Genomic DNA, 14,663 nt, shown 5'->3' on the forward strand with positions numbered 1-14,663 from the left:
ATCCCTCCCCACCATTGAAGGACACGCCATGAACAAAACCCTGATCTGCCTGGCGCTTGCGGCCGGCAGCCTGCTGTCATCCGGCGCCTCGCTGGCGCAAACCGCCGCCCCTGGCGACCAGCTCTACAAAGCCTTTGGTGAAAAGCCCGGCCTGGTCGCGCTGATGGACGACTTCATGGTGCGGCTGCTGGCCGACCCGCGCACCGGGCCGCACTTCCAGCCGGCCAACCAGCAGCGCGTGAAGGAGCAGCTGGTGGAGCAGCTTTGCGCGCTGAGCGGCGGCCCCTGCGTCTACAAGGGCGCGGACATGAAAAGCGCGCATGCCAACCTGGACATCAAAAAATCCGACTTCCACGCGCTGGTGGAGGTGCTGCAGCAAAGCATGGACGCCAAAGGCATTCCGTTTCGCAAACAAAATGAAATGCTGGCGCTGCTGGCGCCCATGAACCGCGACATCATCACGCCGGCGGAAAGCGCGGCCAAACCATGAACGCGCGTCTACACGCCATCAGCTTTGCTGCATTGCTGGCGCTCAGTGCGGCGGCGCAGGCCGGCACCCTGGTGGTGTCGGTGCTCGACAAGGAGGGCAAGCCGGTGCAGGACGCGGTGGTGGTGGTGACGCCGGCCAACAAAAACGCCAAACCCAAAAACCCGCTGCCGCCGCAAGCCACCATCAGCCAGGAAAAAATGCAGTTCATCCCGGCGGTGACGGTGCTGCCCGTGGGCGCGAAGCTGCAGTTCGTCAACAACGACCCCTGGGACCACCATGTGCGCAGCTCACCCGCGGGCATGGGCCAGTTCAACGCGGCGAATGCCGGCTTCGAGCTGCGCCTGGAAGGCAAAACCGAGGGCAAGCCCGCCAAGTCCGGCGAAGTCACACTGGACAAGGCCGGCGCGCTGGGCGCGACCCTGCTGGGCTGTTTTATCCACGGCTCCATGCGTGGCTACATCTATGCCAGCGAATCGCCCTGGGCCGGCAAGACCAGTGCGGAAGGCATTGCCACCTTCGAGGACCTGCCCGAGGGCACGGCCCAGGTGAAGGTCTGGCAGGCCGACCAGCTGATAGACATCGCGCCGCAGCAGGTGACGGTGGGCACGGTGCAGGCCAAAAACGTCATGCAGCTCACGGTGGTGCCGCGGCGGCGCAGGCCCTGAAGTCCCCCTTAACGCTGGCTGTCGTCCTTCTGGGAGTCCGGCTCCAGCGGCGCCAGGTCGGATGAATAAACCCGGTCGCCAATTTGCATGGCCCGGCCCTTCTCCCAGGCAGCCTCAAAGGCCGCGAGCTCTTCCGCGGTGGCGCGCTCATGGCGCCGCACCGGCGGCCGCGAATCGCCCGCGTCCTGGCCCGCGCGGAGCACGGCGGGACGGCTGGCCGAGAAGCCCTGGATCTGCTCATTGACCTGCCAGTACACGCCGCTGACCAGCAGGTTGTAGCGCGCGACGGCATTTTTGGCGATAGCCGCACCGACCTCGGCCAGCCGGGCGGGCGCGCCCTCCCGGCTGTCCAGAAAGTCGGTGGAAAGGTCCACCAGCACCAGGTACTGGTGGCCCCGCTTGTCGTTGCGCACCACGCGGAATTTGTAGCTGGCCGACAGGATCCCGTGGGCCTGCATGGTCACCCGTATCGCTTCATACAGCAGCTCGCGCCTGAACTCCATGCGCTCGTCAAGGTTCATCTTGACCGGGCCTGTCTCAGGCCCCGTGGCCCCGGGCTTGGGGCTTTTGCTGGCGCTAAAGAGGTTCTTGAGCACGGACATGCTGCACTCGCTTCAGGTGTTTTTGGCGGCAAAGAACACGTAGTCGGCGGTATAGCCTTCCTTGACGCGTTTGCCGGCGTCGGCCTGCGTGGCGCAGCCCCTGGCCGGTGCATTGCCGCCCTCGGTGTTCAGGCGCTGCACGCTGGTGACGGCAGCCATCTTGCCGGGCATGCCGGCGGATTTGGCCGTCAGCAAAAGCAGCGGGATGTCGGCGGGGCGTTCGCCGTCGGCCCTGGCCTTCACCGTGCCCACGGTCTTGCTGCCGTCCAGCGCGGTCCAGTGCGGGCCGGCGCCATGCGTGCCGACTTTTTCATCCTTCTGGTTGAACAGGTCCGCCTCAGGCGCGACAAACACCCAGGCCCAGCCGCCCTTGTCGCTGGCGCGGCATTCATAGATTTGCGAGCCCACCGCATGCCAGGTGAAGGCCGCGTGCTCGTTGTCGGCCGGCTTGAGCGCGGCGGGCGCCGGCTTGCCGGCGTAGGCCTGTGCGGCCGGGCCGCCGGCGCAGGCGCTCAAGAGGCCCGCGCACAGGGCGGCGGCCACAAGGCCCGCGTTGAGCCTGGGTTGGGCGACAGCAGTTGCAATCGATGTCATGGCGATCTCCTGGAAGGAGTCCTGCCCATATTGACAGGTCTCCGGGTTAAAGAAAAGAAAAATGACGGGTAAAAATGCCCCAACAACCCCACGGGCGGAAGGGGTGTGGGCCGGCGCGGCGCCCGGCCTACCGGGGACAAACGCCGGCCGGCGCAAATCGGATGCGTTTTTCCGCAAAAAATGCCCATTCCCGCCGGCTTTTGCCGCCCAGGCGGAACTCCCTATACTCAGCCGCATGAAATTGGCCGACACGGACACCCGCAGCCTGCAAGCCCTGATCGCCGGCGCGGCGCAAGGCGACCACGCCTGCTTTGCCGATATTTATGAACGCACCCACACGCATCTGTTTGGCGTCGCCGTTCGTATATTGGGACAAGGACAGGCGGCCGAGGATGTGCTGCAAGAGGCGTATGTGAGTATCTGGAAAAGCGCGGCCGGCTACCGAAGCGAGGTGGACGGCCAAGCCATTCAACCCATGACGTGGCTGATCGCCATCGTTCGCAACAAGGCGCTGGACGCCTTCCGGGCACGCGCGCGCCGCAAGGAAAGCGAGCTGCCCGAATCGGATGAGCTGGACGAGGACGCCATCGAAAGCAGCGCCGCGCCCGCCCCCAGCGCCATGCAGCTGCTGGAGCAGGCCACCGAGGCCCTGCATATAGAAGGCTGCATGAACGCGCTCGAGGGCAGCCACCGGCAAAGCCTGGCGCTGGCCTATTACCAGGGCCTGTCGCACACCGAGGTCGCCGCGCAAATGGGCGCGCCGCTGGGTTCGGTGAAAGCCTGGATACGGCGCGGCCTGGAAAAACTCAAGGGCTGCCTGGCCGCGCAGGGGGTGGTGGCGTCATGAGATACACCAACCCCGAATTGCTCGAACACCTGGCATCGGCCTATGTGCTGGGCACGCTGGCCGGCGGTGCGCGCCGCCGCTTTGAACGCCTGCAGCGCGACCGCATCGACGTGCGTGTGCGCGTCACACAGTGGGAGGCGCGCCTGGGCCAGCTGGCCCTGCCGGTGCCGGCGCACAAGCCTTCACCCCGGGTGTGGGCCGCGATCGCGGCGCGCACGCAGCCCGCGGGTGCGCGGCAGGCGCCGCGGGGCAAAAGCTCCTGGCAGGGCTGGCTCAAGCCTGCGGGTTTTGGTGTTGGCGGCCTGGCGGCCGGTGTGGTCGCGGCCAGCGTATTTTTTATGGCCATGCCCACCCTGTTCATGTCCAGCGACCAGCTCGCCATGCGCTCGGGCGAGAAGCTGCCGCAGAGCTATGTGGGCCTGCTGACCGACGCCCAGGGCAACGGCAAGCTGCTGGTCAGCTCGCTGCGCCACGGCAAGACCATGACGGTCAAGGTCATAGGCCCCATCACACCGCCCGCTGCCGGCAAGCTGGTGCTCTGGGCCGTGCCGGCCAACGGCCCGGCCTTCTCACTGGGTACGGTCCCGACCAGCGGTTCGGCGGTGTCCATACTGCCCGACACCTCGGAGAAACTGCTGTCCAAGGTCGGCAAGCTGGTGGTGACGCTGGAGGCGGACGCCAACCCGGCCAAGCCCGGCGAGACCGTGGTCTTCAGCGGCAATTGCGCCAAGCTGTGGTGAGCCCCCACGGCCAACACCCCCACCCATGGCGCGCGCGGTGACGATTTTTGTAGCGGTCCTGCTGCTGGCTTACCTGGCCCTTTGCGCGGCGCTGTTTGTGTACCAACGCTCGCTGATTTATTTTCCCCAGCCCAAATCCTGGGGCGGCCCGGCCACGACACAGCAGTTCCAGGTCAAGGATGCTGAACTGGTGCTCACCACGCGGCAAACCACCGGGCCCAAGGCCATCGTCTACTTCGGCGGCAATGCCGAAGATGTTTCGGCCAATCTGCCGTCTTTCGCGCAGGCCTTTCCGGGCCATTCCATTTACCTGCTCCATTACCGCGGCTACGGCGGCAGCAGCGGAAGCCCCAGCGAGGCGGCATTGCAAAGCGATGCCCTGGCCTTGTTCGACCACGTCGGCAAAGCCCATGCGGAGGTCACCGTGGTCGGAAGAAGCCTGGGTTCGGGTGTGGCTGTCTGGGTGGCCAGCCAGCGGCCAGTGTCGCGCCTGATCCTGGTGACGCCTTACAACAGCATCCAGGAACTGGCCGCGCAACGTTTTCCCTGGTTTCCCATCTCCTGGCTGCTGGTCGACAAGTTTGAGTCCTGGAAGTACGCGCCCCAGGTCACGGCGCCCACGCTGCTGATTGCGGCCGGGCAGGACGAGCTCATCCCGGCGGCCAGCACCGAAAAGCTGTATGCGCAGTTCAAGAAGGGGACGGCCGCGCTCAAGGTGCTGCCCGGAACCTCGCACAACACGGTTTCGCAGCACCCGCAGTACCTGCCCTTGTTTCAATCGATGCTGTGAGCGCCGCGTCCAGCCGGCCAAGGGTGCTGCACTTTTTATTCGGTCCGCGCATACTGCCATGTGGCCTTCACTGGCAACAGGCGCTTTGAACCGGCGTTCAAGGGAGGGGGCCACCTCCGTCTGTCAAATGGAAGAGAAAAGGGAAAGAAAAAATGAACGTTTTGAAGATCGCAGCGTTTTCTGATGGAAGCACAGGCGGCAACCCCGCCGGCGTGATGATCACCGGCTTCTTTCCCGCCGACGCGGAAATGCAGCGGATCGCCGCGGAAGTGGGTTTTTCGGAAACGGTTTTTGCCGTCCCGGCAGGCGCTGGCTGGCGGGCGCGCTATTTCTCGCCGGAATCCGAAGTGCCCTTCTGCGGCCACGCAACGATTGCCCTGGGCGCGGCGCTGGCTCTTCAACACGGCGATGGCGTGTTTGCCCTGAGCCTGAACAAGGCCGACATCACGGTTGAAGGCCGGCGCAACGGAGACACCATTGCCGCCGCGCTGCAATCGCCGCCCACGCGCAGCCAGGCTGCGCCGGAAACGCTGGTGCAGGCCACCCTGGAGCTGTTCGGCTACGGGCCGCCCGACCTGGACCCGCGCATTGCGCCGGCATTGGCCCATGGTGGCGCGGATCACCTGGTGCTGGCCCTGAACAGCCGCGAAAAGCTGGCGGCCATGCAATACGACCTGGATGCGGGACGCGAACTGATGAACAAGGCGGGTTTGGTGACCATCCTCCTGGCTTACGCGGAAACGCCCCGGCTTTTTCACACGCGCAACCCCTTTGCGTCGGGCGGTGTGTACGAAGACCCGGCGACAGGCGCGGCCACCGCCGCTTTTGCGGGTTACCTGCGTGACCTGGATTGGCCGCACGGAGGCGCGATCAACATCGTGCAGGGTGAGGACATGGGTATGCGTTCGCGCTTGCATGCCCAGATTCCGCCTGCCCCGGGAGCCTCGATCAAGGTTTCCGGGACGGCGCGCATCATGCACGAGCTGGCTTAAGCCCATTACAAATAAATACGAATTCCCCCGCATCCGATTTCCTTTTCACGTCGTTTGTATAAGGTGCTGATTTGCAGCGCATCCCATTGACCCACATTTCAAGGAGCCCGACATGAACGCTTTTTCCATCCGCAACTTCATTGCCCTGCCCGTTGTCGCCCTGGCCCTGGCCGGTGCTGCCGTCGCAGCCGATATCCAGACCACGCCGGTGCAGAACGCGCAGATCGACGACTTCGCGGCCGGCAAAAAGGCCATAGACGCCAAGAACTGGTCCGAAGCCGTGAGCAGCTTCAACAAGGTTGTGGCCAAGAACCCGAAGAATGCCGACGCCTACAACTACCTCGGTTATTCCAACCGCTGGCTGGGCAAGTACGACGAGGCTTTTGCCGCCTACGGCAAGGCCCTGGCGCTGGACCCCAACCACAAGGGCGCGCTCGAATACTCGGGCATCGCCTACCTCAAGACCAACCAGAAGGCCCAGGCCGACGCCCAGCTGGCCAAGCTGCAGTCCATCTGCGCCAACTGCGAAGAAACCCGCGACCTGGCCAAGGCCGTGGCTGACTACAAGCCGGCCGCCAAATAAAGAAGCACCCAAAACCCTCCCGGCGCCGCCGTGCCGCCGGGAGGGTTTTGCCAGCGGTTTGACATGCGCGGCCTGAGCCGATTCGAAAGAGAAAAACCATGACCGACACCAACCGCCTCAAATACCTGCGCATCGCGCTGCTGCTGATGGGGCTGACCTTTATCTTCGCGCTGTGGCCGCTCACCATGGTCTGGCCTTCGGGCTGGTCCTGGCATGCCGAGGGGCGCTCCTACTACCTGGAGATGATCCTCGGCCTCTACGCGACGCTGGGCGTCTTCCTGCTGCTGGCGTCGCGCAATCCCCTGGCCCACCTCAGCCTGATCTGGTTCACCGTCTGGTCCAGCATCGTGCACGGCGGGATCATGGCGGTGCAGTCCTTCAGCGGCCAGCACACCATGGGCCACCTCTGGGGCGATGTGCTGGCGCTGTTTGTGGTGGCGGCCGTGCTGGCCGTATTGACACCTCGCCAAGCCTGAGACGAAAGAAATTCCATGACACACGCTTTTTCATCGCGGATGCTGGCATCCACCCTCTGGTTGCTGGCCGGCCTGGCCTTTTCCGCGGGGGCCGGCGCCGCAAGCCTTTCCGTCCTGGTGCTCGACAAGGAGGGCAAACCGGCGCCCGATGCGGTTGTGGTGGTCGTGCCCTCGGCCAAAACCGGTGCACCGCCCAAGCCCCTGCCCGACCAGGTGACGATTTACCAGGAGAAAATGCGTTTTGTGCCGGCCGTCAGCGTGGTGGGCGTGGGGGCCAAGGCCCAGTTCGTCAACAACGACCCCTGGGAACACCATGTGCGCGCCTCGGCCGCCGGCGCGGCGCAATTTAATACGGCAGCGGGCGAAGGCTTTGAGCTGCGCCTGGACGGCAAGCCCGAAGGCAAGCCGGCCAAAACCGCCGATGCCACTTTCACCAAGGCCGGCGCCGTGCTGCTGGGCTGCCACATCCACGGCTCCATGCGCGGCCATGTGTATGTGAGCGATTCGCCCTGGGCCGTGCTGACGAATGCCGAGGGCGTGGCACAGATCGAGCAATTGCCCGAAGGCGCAGCGCAGATCAAAGTCTGGCACGCCGACCAGCTGATAGACATCGCGCCGCAAGCCCATACCGTGACGGCCTCGCCGGGCAAGCTCACGCTGCAGCTCAGCGTGGTGCCGCGCCGCCGCCGGATCTGAGGGAAGCGGGCGCACACCCGCCCCCAGCCGGCCAACAGGCCGCAGCCATGGCGACACATGCCTGACATGTCCGGCGGATACAACCGCTGGCACCAGTCACTCGCAAGGATTCGTCTCATGCTGCATGCCAATCGCCGCGGTTTTGTCATGGGCCTCATGGCCACCGCCTCGATCACTGCCGTCAAGGCCCAAACCCAAACCCCAGCCGCCGCCCGCAGCCTGCCGCCCCTGCCCGCGGGCGAAGCGCAGGCCATCGCCACCGACCGTGGCTACTGGGCGGCCGTGCGTTCGCTCTACACCGTGACACCCAAAACAGTGAACCTGGAAAACGGCTACTGGGGCATCATGGCCGACCCGGTGCGCAGCGAGTACCAGGCCAAGACCGACATGGTGAACCGCGAGAACTCCTACTACGCGCGTTCGCAGTTCGACGGCGACGCGGGCGAGGCCCGCAAGCTGCTGGCCGCCGCCGTGGGCGCCGCCCCCGGCGAAATCGCCTTCACACGCGGCGCCACCGAAGCCCTGCAGCTGCTGATAGGCGGCTACAACAAGCTCAGCCCCGGCGACAGCGTGCTGTTTAGCGACCTGGACTACGACTCCATGCAGTACGCGATGAACTGGCTCAAGGACAGGCGCGGCGTGAATGTGGTGAAGTTCAACATCCCCGAACCCGCCACGCGCGAAGCCGTGCTGCAGGCCTATCGGGACGCCCTGGCGAACAACCCCAAAACCAAGCTGTTGCTGCTCACGCATGTGAGCCACCGCACCGGGCTGGTGATGCCGGTGGCCGAGATCGCCGCCATGGCCAGGGCGCGCGGCGTGGACGTGGTGCTGGACGCCGCGCATTCCTGGGGGCAGATCGACTTCAAGGTGGCGGACCTCGGCGTGGACTTTGTCGGCTTCAACCTGCACAAATGGATAGGCGCGCCCGTCGGCCTGGGTTTTATGTACATCGCCAAAGGGCGCCTGGCCGACATAGACCGCGCGATGGCCGACGAGGACTGGCCGGCCGACGACATCCGCTCGCGCGTGCACAGCGGCACCTCCAATTTCGCGGCCCTGCTGACCCTGCCCCGGGCGCTGGCCCTGCATGCGGAAATCGGCCCCAAGGCCAAGGAGCTGCGCCTGCGCTACCTGCGCGACTACTGGGTCAGCCGCGCCCGTGAATTCAAGGGCGTGGACATCCTGACGCCGGACCAGCCCGGCATGGCCGCGGGCATCACCTCCTTCCGCCTGGCCGGCAGGAGCACTCCGGACGACTACAAGGCGCTGGTGGCGCAGCTGCGCGACAGCTACGGCGTGCTGACGGTGCGCCGCACCGGCGTGGCCAGGGGGCCTTGCATACGCGTGTCGCCGGCGCTCTACACCACCGAGGCCGACCTGGACCGCCTGGTCTCGGCCTTGAAGGCCTTGGGCACGGCCTGAGCCGGCTTGCCGGGATTTGCCCCCCTTGAATTGCGAGATGCCGGTGTGCGCTCAATTCATGGAGTGGGCAATAGGAGCGCCCGGCGCGCTCGCTTTACCTGGGTTCGCGTGACACATTCCTTCGCGTGGTCATTGATCAGCCCCACGGCTTGCATGAAGGCGTATACGGTAGTCGGCCCCACGAACTTCCAGCCCAGTTTTTTCAACTCCTTGGACAACGCCTGTGACGCCGCCGAAGTCGAAATGGTTTGCGGCTCCGCAAGCTGCGTGGCCTTCGGCTCGCGGCTCCAGAAAAAGGATGCCAGCGAGCCTTCGCGATCCACCAACGCCTCGGCCATGCGGGCGTTATGAATCACTGCCTCGATCTTCCCGCGATGACGCACGATTCCGCTGTCGGCGAGCAATCGCTTGACATCACGTTCATCAAAGCGGGCAACACGCCGGTAGTCAAAGTTCAGGAAGGCCGCTCGGAAATTCTCGCGCTTGGCGAGAATGGTGCGCCAGCTCAGGCCTGACTGGAAGCCCTCCAGGCACAGCTTCTCGAACAGGCGCAGGTCATCGGTGACCGGAAAGCCCCATTCAGTATCGTGGTAATGGAGGAACTCCGGGGCGGCGGCACACCAACGGCAACGTGGCTGTCCATCGGGCCCTGGAAAGATCGCATCCATGTCAAGCGTGACCCAGCAGGAACTGCAGACGTTCGTCGGTCCTGTTGAGGGCTATTTCCGCAATTTCGGCCTCGACCACGTTTTCCGCCACAAAGGGATCGAGCGCCACACGCGCTTGCAGCGCTTCGCGTGTGGTGTTGTGCGCCAGAACCATACCGCCCTGATTACCTGCGAGGCTACCCGTCGCAAGAAAGACCTCATCGTCGAACCCTTGGCCTATCCAGCGCTTGTGCTCCGCCATGTGCTGCGCCGCCTGGCCCTTGTTGCTTGAAAACCTGAGAAAAATACAGAACATGAACAACCCTCTTGAAGTGATGACTAGCGCGAACCGCTTGAGACGGCCTTTTTTGCGGTGGCACAAGACCGGACCCAGGCTGTCATGAGGTCCACCTCATGCCGCACGAAGTCTTCGTCGTGCAGAGACTGCGCCAGCACAGCCACACCCTGGCTGCGCGCCAGGAGATGCAGGGCAAGGGCATCCGCGTCTTTGCCGCGGCCCATTTCCTGGAACTGGCCTCGCAGCCACACCCGGAAGATATCCAGGATGGCATCGGCGTCACCCTGCCCCGGATGCCCGAGCTTTGCCAGTTCCATGCACAGGGTGCCGACCGGACAGCCGTGGCGCATGATCTTGGACTGATTGCGTATCAGCAGGGTAACGAAGAGCTGGATGCGACCCTGCGCGCTTTGGCCATCGGCCTCCCATTGCGCCAGCATCGCGCGCGTGCGCTTGAGCCGCTCGGCAATAACTGCCGCCAGGATTTCATCCTTGGTCTTGAAGTGATGGTAGAAGTTGCCCCGCGAAATCTTCACGGCATCCGCAATGTTCGAGAAGGATGTGTGTTCGAACCCTTGCTCATAGAACAAGGTGTCTGCAGCTTGGACGATGCTGTCGCGGGTCGGTGTGGCCATGAATAAGGCAATGAATCTGAATTTCGCGGAATTCTAGGACGGTCATCCTAATTCGTCAATTGCAGATCGGCAGAATCCCGGCGTATTCATCGCGGGCCGGATAGTCGTTCTTGATGCCGAAGTCCGGCGTTTGGACTAACTCGCCGGAGTTCGGCCGTTGACAGAAGCTTTCACGAAACTTACATTGAAGCCTCGCACGGAGGCTTTATGTTTGATCCCTCTGATCCTTCCAACCCTTCTTCAACACCAGTCCGGTCGCTGTACTGGCACCACATCACGCTGGCCCAGCTGCAGCGTGTCAAAGACTGGCGCGAGGCGCAGCGGGGGGCGCACCCCCTTGAATGCCAGATCTGGGAAGCGGTGCTGACCGCCTGGCTCATGGGCTGGACGGGCTGGCTGCCGGCCTACGCTTTTGAGGCGGCCTGGGCTTACCCGCTGTGCGTGCTGGGCATACTGGCGCCGCGCCTGTATGTGTATGCCAGGGCGCGCGCGCACCTTGCGCGGCGTCTCAGGTGTGACTGGCTGGAATTGGTCGTCTGAACTAGAGTGGTGGGATGAATGCTCCTACCCCACCCTCCCTGACCTGCTTCACCCTCAACACCAGCCATCACATCGCCCACCTGGTGCTCAACCGCCCCGAGGCGATGAACACCATGCACCCGATGTTCTGGCGCGAGCTGGACGCGGCGCTCACGCATATCCACCAAAGCGGCGAGGCGCGTGTATTGGTGATCTCGAGCACCGGCAAACATTTCAGCGCGGGCATGGCGCTGGAGACCTTTGGCAGCGAGATCGCCTTGGACGACAGCAGCCCCGAAGGCCGTGCCGCCATCTTCGACCTGCTTGCCGGCATGCAAGCCACCTTCAGCAAGCTCGAGAGCCTGCGCATCCCGGTGATCGCGGCCATCCAGGGCGGCTGCATAGGCGGCGCGGTCGACATGGTGACGGCCTGCTGCCTGCGCTACGCCACGGCCGACGCGTTTTTCTGCATCCAGGAAATCAACATCGGCATGGTGGCCGACGTGGGCACCTTGCAGCGCCTGCCCAAGCTGCTGCCGCTGGCCGTCGTCAAGGAGCTGGCCTACACCGGGCGCCGCCTGCCCGCCGCCAGGGCGCAGGGCTACGGCCTGGTCAACGAGGTGTTTGAGTCCAGCGAAGCCATGCTGGCGGCGGCCATGCAGTGCGCGAACGAAATCGCCGCCAAGCCGCCGGTGGCGGTCTGGGGCACCAAGCAGGCCGTGCACTATGCGCGCGACCATTCAGTGGACGACGCGCTCAAACAGATGGGCTGGCTGCAGGGCGCGATCTGGAGCAACGCGCATGTGCGCGAATCCGTGACGGCCATGAAGGAAAAGCGCGCGGGGCAGTTCCCGGGGTTGACGCCGCTGAAAAACTTCAGCGAGTTCGGTCAGTAAGCGCAGAAATCTTTACTGCCGCGCCGTGCGCACGCTGGACGGCAGCGCCTGCGGGTGGCTGGTGCGGAAGGGATTGATGTCCAGCCCGCCGCGGCGCGTGTAGCGCGCATAGACCGAGAGCTTGAGCGGTTTGCAGCGCGTCCAGATGTCCATGAAGATGCGCTCCACGCACTGCTCATGGAATTCGTTGTGGTTGCGAAAGCTCACCAGGTACTGCAGCAGGCCTTCCTGGTTGATCTGCGGTCCCGCGTAGCGTATCTGCACGCTGCCCCAGTCGGGCTGGCCGGTGACCAGGCAGTTGCTTTTGAGCAGGTTGCTGGTCAGGGTTTCCTCGACGGGCGGCTCGTCGAACTCGGCGAACAGCAGTTCGGGCGCGGGCTGGTAATGGATGCACTCCACGTCGAGGCGGTCCAGGTTCAGGCCGTCGAGTTCATGCACGGGTTCGCGGTCGAACAGCTCGGGGCCCAGGGTGGTGATGCCTACGCCGGTGCCGACCACGGCATTGAGGTCGGCGCGTATGCGTTCGCGCACCTCGCGCGCGTCGGCAAAACGCGTGTTGTTAAAGCTGTTGAGGTAGAGCTTGAAGGACTTGCTCTCGACGATGTTGGGCGACTCGCAGGGCACGGTGATGTGGGCCAGCGCCACTTGCGGCTTGCCGCGCAGGTTGAGCCAGCTCAGCTCAAACGCCGTCCACAGGTCGGCGCCGAAAAACGGCGGCGTGCCGGTGACGCCGATTTCGGCGCGCTTGCCTTCGCGCGGGATAGGGAAGAGCAGCGAAGCGTCGTACTGGTCGATATAGGCCGAGGTCTTGCCCAGCTGGGATTGTTCAGGGGTGTTCATGTGGACTCGATTGTCTTCTAACCCGCAGTTGTGGCCCTGAAGTGGGGAATCAAGAGGGCCAATAAACGCTCCACCACCCCGGGCGGCAAATCATGGCCCATGCCTTCAATGCTTTCAAAGCGCGCGCCGGGAATGCGCCTGGCCGTGTCCTGGCCGCAGGCCATGGGCACCAGCGGGTCGGCGCAGCCGTGCACCACCAGCGTGGGCGCCCTCACCTGGGCCAGCGCCGCCGCGCGGCTGCTGTCGGCGGCAATCGCCACCATCTGGCGCACAAGGCCCTGCGGGTGAAAGCTGCGCCGCGCCGCGGCGGCGACTTTTTCGCGCAGCTCGGCATCGGGCGTGGGAAAGCCGGGGCTGCTTATGGCCTTGAGCAGCCGCGCGGTGTGGTCCACCGCAGCCTGCACGCCCTTGCCCGGGCGGCTGAGCAACACACGCGTGACGGCCGGGCTGGCTTCGGGCAGGCCGCGCGCGCCGCTGGAGCTCATGATGCTGGTCAGGCTGAGCAGGCGCGAGGGCGCCAGCACCGCCACGCGCTGCGCGACCATGCCGCCCATGCTGACGCCCACCACATGGGCCTTGGCGATGTGCAGCGCATCGAGCACACCCACGGTGTCGGTGGCCATGTCCTGCACGCTATAGGGCGGGCGTATGCGCCAGCCCAGGCGGAACTTGAGCCCTTCCCAGAGCAGGCTGGGCGAGCCCAGGTGATCGAAGTGCTGCGACAGGCCTATGTCGCGGTTGTCAAAGCGCAGCACCCGAAAACCCGCATCGGCAATCGCCTGCACCATGGCCGGCGGCCAGGCGATCAGCTGCATGCCCAGGCCCATGATGAGCAGCACCACGGGCCGGCCGGTGGAGTCGCCGGGGTGGGTGTCTTCAATCTCGATGTCTATCTGGTTGGCTTTGATCTTCATAAAGGATTATGGTCTCCGCCTCTCAAAGCGTGCCAATTGCAGCGTCGCCCACGCGTCACGGACACGTCCCCGCCAGCAAGGGCCGCGGGTCCGGCTTCGCCAGCCGCAGGCGCCGCCCCCTGCAAGGGGGGAACAGGCTACACGCAGTGAGCCTGGATGGGGGTGTTAAATGAATTCCCGCTCGCGCAGCCACTTGGTGGCAATCCATTTTTCGCCCGCTTTCACCGGCTCGCCGCCATGCAGCGTGAGGCTGGTGGGATGCGCCAAGGCATAACTGAAAAACACCGCGCTGCCCTGCTGAGGCCGCACACGCAGGCCTATGTCGGGGAATACCGTGGCGCCGCCCTCCTCGGGCTCGCGCAAATACATGATGAGGCTGGCCACGCGCTGGCCGCCGCGCCGCAGTATGGCCGCGGTGCCGGGCTCGCCGGGGTCGAAGTAGTCGTAATGCGGCTTGTACTCGGCGCCGCGCCGGTAACGCAGCACCTGCAGCCCTTCGCCGTTTCGCACCGGCCAGTTCAACAGCCTCGCGATGCGGGCCTCGATGCGGCGAATCGCCTCGTTCTCGCCGCGCGTGTAAAACATGCCGTGGCTGGTGCGGTCGTGGTTGAGCTCTTCGCCGCCGGTGCGTATGTCCACGGTCAGCGAGCGTGCCAGGCGCGATTCGGCCGCCGCGATGAGCGCCTCGCATTCTGCGGCGCTGAGCAGGTTGTCGAACACCCAGAGTTCGGGCGCGCTGCGGTGTTCGCGCACCGTCACCCACTTGTCGCCCGCGTCCACCATGGCGCCTGCGGCGTCGGCCCGGACACGGGGCACGGCCTGCGCGGGCTGCGGCAGCGCTGCTTCGCCGGCGGCCTGCAAGCCCAAGGCCCGGTTGGCGGCGGCGGCATGCCAGCCGGCGTCCAGCAGCGCCTGGAAAACCTCGTGCTGCCCATGCCCGGCCGCGAGCTGCTGCGCCACCCAGTCCTGCATCTCGCGCGTGATGGCCTGGGTTTGCATGGTGGCGGGCTGGGG

Annotated in this window: 20 protein-coding genes; 12 read left to right on the top strand and 8 right to left on the bottom strand. The window is 65.0% G+C overall.

The window, feature by feature from the left end:
- Positions 1-28 precede the first annotated feature (28 nt).
- A complete protein-coding gene (locus tag AC1D09_RS13580; RefSeq protein WP_477661204.1) occupies positions 29-490 on the top strand; it encodes a group I truncated hemoglobin in 462 nt (153 codons plus the stop codon).
- Positions 487-1,155: a cupredoxin domain-containing protein gene (locus tag AC1D09_RS13585; RefSeq protein WP_477661205.1), complete on the top strand. Its 669-nt coding sequence runs from the start codon at positions 487-489 to the stop codon at positions 1,153-1,155. The genes AC1D09_RS13580 and AC1D09_RS13585 overlap by 4 nt, the downstream gene beginning before the upstream one ends.
- An 8-nt stretch (positions 1,156-1,163) precedes the next feature.
- Here the strand turns inward: AC1D09_RS13585 and AC1D09_RS13590 are convergent, their stop codons facing one another.
- Both AC1D09_RS13590 and AC1D09_RS13595 read right to left on the bottom strand, forming a co-directional pair.
- Positions 1,164-1,757, bottom strand: coding sequence for a hypothetical protein (locus AC1D09_RS13590; RefSeq protein ID WP_477661206.1), 594 nt, complete (start codon positions 1,755-1,757; stop codon positions 1,164-1,166).
- Positions 1,758-1,769: 12 nt separating this feature from the next.
- The gene (locus AC1D09_RS13595; RefSeq protein ID WP_477661207.1) at positions 1,770-2,351 is read right to left on the bottom strand and encodes a DUF3455 domain-containing protein; all 582 of its coding nucleotides are present in this window, start codon (positions 2,349-2,351) and stop codon (positions 1,770-1,772) included.
- 235 nt (positions 2,352-2,586) lie between these two features.
- Between AC1D09_RS13595 and AC1D09_RS13600 the strand changes: the two genes are divergently transcribed.
- The 8 genes from AC1D09_RS13600 (at position 2,587) to AC1D09_RS13635 (ending at position 8,900) form a co-directional block, all read left to right on the top strand.
- Entirely contained in the window at positions 2,587-3,198 is a 612-nt protein-coding gene (locus AC1D09_RS13600) for an RNA polymerase sigma factor (protein WP_477661208.1), read from the top strand.
- Positions 3,195-3,938 (top strand): anti-sigma factor, encoded by a 744-nt coding sequence (locus AC1D09_RS13605; RefSeq protein ID WP_477661209.1) that lies wholly within the window; start codon positions 3,195-3,197, stop codon positions 3,936-3,938. The genes AC1D09_RS13600 and AC1D09_RS13605 overlap by 4 nt, the downstream gene beginning before the upstream one ends.
- A gap of 25 nt (positions 3,939-3,963) precedes the next feature.
- Entirely contained in the window at positions 3,964-4,728 is a 765-nt protein-coding gene (locus tag AC1D09_RS13610; protein ID WP_477661210.1) for an alpha/beta hydrolase, read from the top strand.
- 152 nt (positions 4,729-4,880) lie between these two features.
- A complete protein-coding gene (locus AC1D09_RS13615) occupies positions 4,881-5,720 on the top strand; it encodes a PhzF family phenazine biosynthesis protein (RefSeq protein WP_477661211.1) in 840 nt (279 codons plus the stop codon).
- A 112-nt stretch (positions 5,721-5,832) separates the two neighbouring features.
- A complete protein-coding gene (locus tag AC1D09_RS13620) occupies positions 5,833-6,303 on the top strand; it encodes a tetratricopeptide repeat protein (RefSeq protein ID WP_477661212.1) in 471 nt (156 codons plus the stop codon).
- A gap of 98 nt (positions 6,304-6,401) precedes the next feature.
- Complete coding sequence (locus AC1D09_RS13625; RefSeq protein ID WP_477661213.1) at positions 6,402-6,779, top strand: DUF6632 domain-containing protein; 378 nt, start codon at positions 6,402-6,404, stop codon at positions 6,777-6,779.
- Between the two features lie 15 nt (positions 6,780-6,794).
- Positions 6,795-7,475 carry a cupredoxin domain-containing protein gene (locus tag AC1D09_RS13630; protein WP_477661214.1) on the top strand — a complete coding sequence of 227 codons (681 nt, stop codon included), beginning with the start codon at positions 6,795-6,797 and terminating at the stop codon, positions 7,473-7,475.
- A gap of 117 nt (positions 7,476-7,592) precedes the next feature.
- Positions 7,593-8,900, top strand: coding sequence for an aminotransferase class V-fold PLP-dependent enzyme (locus AC1D09_RS13635; RefSeq protein WP_477661215.1), 1,308 nt, complete (start codon positions 7,593-7,595; stop codon positions 8,898-8,900).
- Between the two features lie 56 nt (positions 8,901-8,956).
- On the opposite strand, the gene AC1D09_RS13640 is transcribed toward AC1D09_RS13635, so the two are convergent.
- Genes AC1D09_RS13640 through AC1D09_RS13650 form a run of 3 tightly spaced genes read right to left on the bottom strand, consistent with a single transcriptional unit; the run spans position 8,957 to position 10,480 of the window.
- Entirely contained in the window at positions 8,957-9,568 is a 612-nt protein-coding gene (locus AC1D09_RS13640) for a DNA-3-methyladenine glycosylase I (RefSeq protein ID WP_477661216.1), read from the bottom strand.
- A 1-nt stretch (position 9,569) separates the two neighbouring features.
- Positions 9,570-9,863, bottom strand: coding sequence for a YciI family protein (locus AC1D09_RS13645; RefSeq protein WP_477661217.1), 294 nt, complete (start codon positions 9,861-9,863; stop codon positions 9,570-9,572).
- Between the two features lie 23 nt (positions 9,864-9,886).
- Positions 9,887-10,480 (bottom strand): TetR/AcrR family transcriptional regulator, encoded by a 594-nt coding sequence (locus AC1D09_RS13650; protein ID WP_477661218.1) that lies wholly within the window; start codon positions 10,478-10,480, stop codon positions 9,887-9,889.
- A 207-nt stretch (positions 10,481-10,687) separates the two neighbouring features.
- On the opposite strand from AC1D09_RS13650, the gene AC1D09_RS13655 reads away from it, so the two are divergent.
- A complete protein-coding gene (locus AC1D09_RS13655; RefSeq protein ID WP_477661219.1) occupies positions 10,688-11,020 on the top strand; it encodes a hypothetical protein in 333 nt (110 codons plus the stop codon).
- Between the two features lie 14 nt (positions 11,021-11,034).
- Positions 11,035-11,895, top strand: coding sequence for an enoyl-CoA hydratase-related protein (locus AC1D09_RS13660; protein WP_477661220.1), 861 nt, complete (start codon positions 11,035-11,037; stop codon positions 11,893-11,895).
- A 12-nt stretch (positions 11,896-11,907) separates the two neighbouring features.
- Here AC1D09_RS13660 and queF read toward each other — a convergent pair whose 3' ends face one another.
- The 3 genes from queF to AC1D09_RS13675 all read right to left on the bottom strand — a co-directional run bounded on the left by queF (position 11,908) and on the right by AC1D09_RS13675 (position 14,648).
- The gene (queF, locus tag AC1D09_RS13665; protein ID WP_477661221.1) at positions 11,908-12,735 is read right to left on the bottom strand and encodes an NADPH-dependent 7-cyano-7-deazaguanine reductase QueF; all 828 of its coding nucleotides are present in this window, start codon (positions 12,733-12,735) and stop codon (positions 11,908-11,910) included.
- Positions 12,736-12,752: 17 nt separating this feature from the next.
- The gene (locus AC1D09_RS13670) at positions 12,753-13,649 is read right to left on the bottom strand and encodes an alpha/beta fold hydrolase (protein WP_477661222.1); all 897 of its coding nucleotides are present in this window, start codon (positions 13,647-13,649) and stop codon (positions 12,753-12,755) included.
- A gap of 165 nt (positions 13,650-13,814) precedes the next feature.
- Positions 13,815-14,648, bottom strand: coding sequence for a 2OG-Fe(II) oxygenase (locus AC1D09_RS13675; RefSeq protein ID WP_477661223.1), 834 nt, complete (start codon positions 14,646-14,648; stop codon positions 13,815-13,817).
- Positions 14,649-14,663 lie beyond the last annotated feature (15 nt).

Source organism: Polaromonas sp. P1_A2, from assembly GCF_056406895.1.

Coding starts and splice junctions, on each gene's coding strand:
- AC1D09_RS13580 (WP_477661204.1), top strand. CDS start 29: ATGAACAAAACCCTGATCTGCCTGGCGCTTGCGGCCGGCAGCCTGCTG.
- AC1D09_RS13600 (WP_477661208.1), top strand. CDS start 2,587: ATGAAATTGGCCGACACGGACACCCGCAGCCTGCAAGCCCTGATCGCC.
- AC1D09_RS13630 (WP_477661214.1), top strand. CDS start 6,795: ATGACACACGCTTTTTCATCGCGGATGCTGGCATCCACCCTCTGGTTG.
- AC1D09_RS13650 (WP_477661218.1), bottom strand. CDS start 10,480: ATGGCCACACCGACCCGCGACAGCATCGTCCAAGCTGCAGACACCTTG.
- queF (WP_477661221.1), bottom strand. CDS start 12,735: ATGAACACCCCTGAACAATCCCAGCTGGGCAAGACCTCGGCCTATATC.
- AC1D09_RS13625 (WP_477661213.1), top strand. CDS start 6,402: ATGACCGACACCAACCGCCTCAAATACCTGCGCATCGCGCTGCTGCTG.
- AC1D09_RS13675 (WP_477661223.1), bottom strand. CDS start 14,648: ATGCAAACCCAGGCCATCACGCGCGAGATGCAGGACTGGGTGGCGCAG.
- AC1D09_RS13660 (WP_477661220.1), top strand. CDS start 11,035: ATGAATGCTCCTACCCCACCCTCCCTGACCTGCTTCACCCTCAACACC.
- AC1D09_RS13645 (WP_477661217.1), bottom strand. CDS start 9,863: ATGTTCTGTATTTTTCTCAGGTTTTCAAGCAACAAGGGCCAGGCGGCG.
- AC1D09_RS13655 (WP_477661219.1), top strand. CDS start 10,688: ATGTTTGATCCCTCTGATCCTTCCAACCCTTCTTCAACACCAGTCCGG.
- AC1D09_RS13590 (WP_477661206.1), bottom strand. CDS start 1,757: ATGTCCGTGCTCAAGAACCTCTTTAGCGCCAGCAAAAGCCCCAAGCCC.
- AC1D09_RS13670 (WP_477661222.1), bottom strand. CDS start 13,649: ATGAAGATCAAAGCCAACCAGATAGACATCGAGATTGAAGACACCCAC.
- AC1D09_RS13640 (WP_477661216.1), bottom strand. CDS start 9,568: ATGGATGCGATCTTTCCAGGGCCCGATGGACAGCCACGTTGCCGTTGG.
- AC1D09_RS13615 (WP_477661211.1), top strand. CDS start 4,881: ATGAACGTTTTGAAGATCGCAGCGTTTTCTGATGGAAGCACAGGCGGC.
- AC1D09_RS13585 (WP_477661205.1), top strand. CDS start 487: ATGAACGCGCGTCTACACGCCATCAGCTTTGCTGCATTGCTGGCGCTC.
- AC1D09_RS13610 (WP_477661210.1), top strand. CDS start 3,964: ATGGCGCGCGCGGTGACGATTTTTGTAGCGGTCCTGCTGCTGGCTTAC.
- AC1D09_RS13620 (WP_477661212.1), top strand. CDS start 5,833: ATGAACGCTTTTTCCATCCGCAACTTCATTGCCCTGCCCGTTGTCGCC.
- AC1D09_RS13635 (WP_477661215.1), top strand. CDS start 7,593: ATGCTGCATGCCAATCGCCGCGGTTTTGTCATGGGCCTCATGGCCACC.
- AC1D09_RS13595 (WP_477661207.1), bottom strand. CDS start 2,351: ATGACATCGATTGCAACTGCTGTCGCCCAACCCAGGCTCAACGCGGGC.
- AC1D09_RS13605 (WP_477661209.1), top strand. CDS start 3,195: ATGAGATACACCAACCCCGAATTGCTCGAACACCTGGCATCGGCCTAT.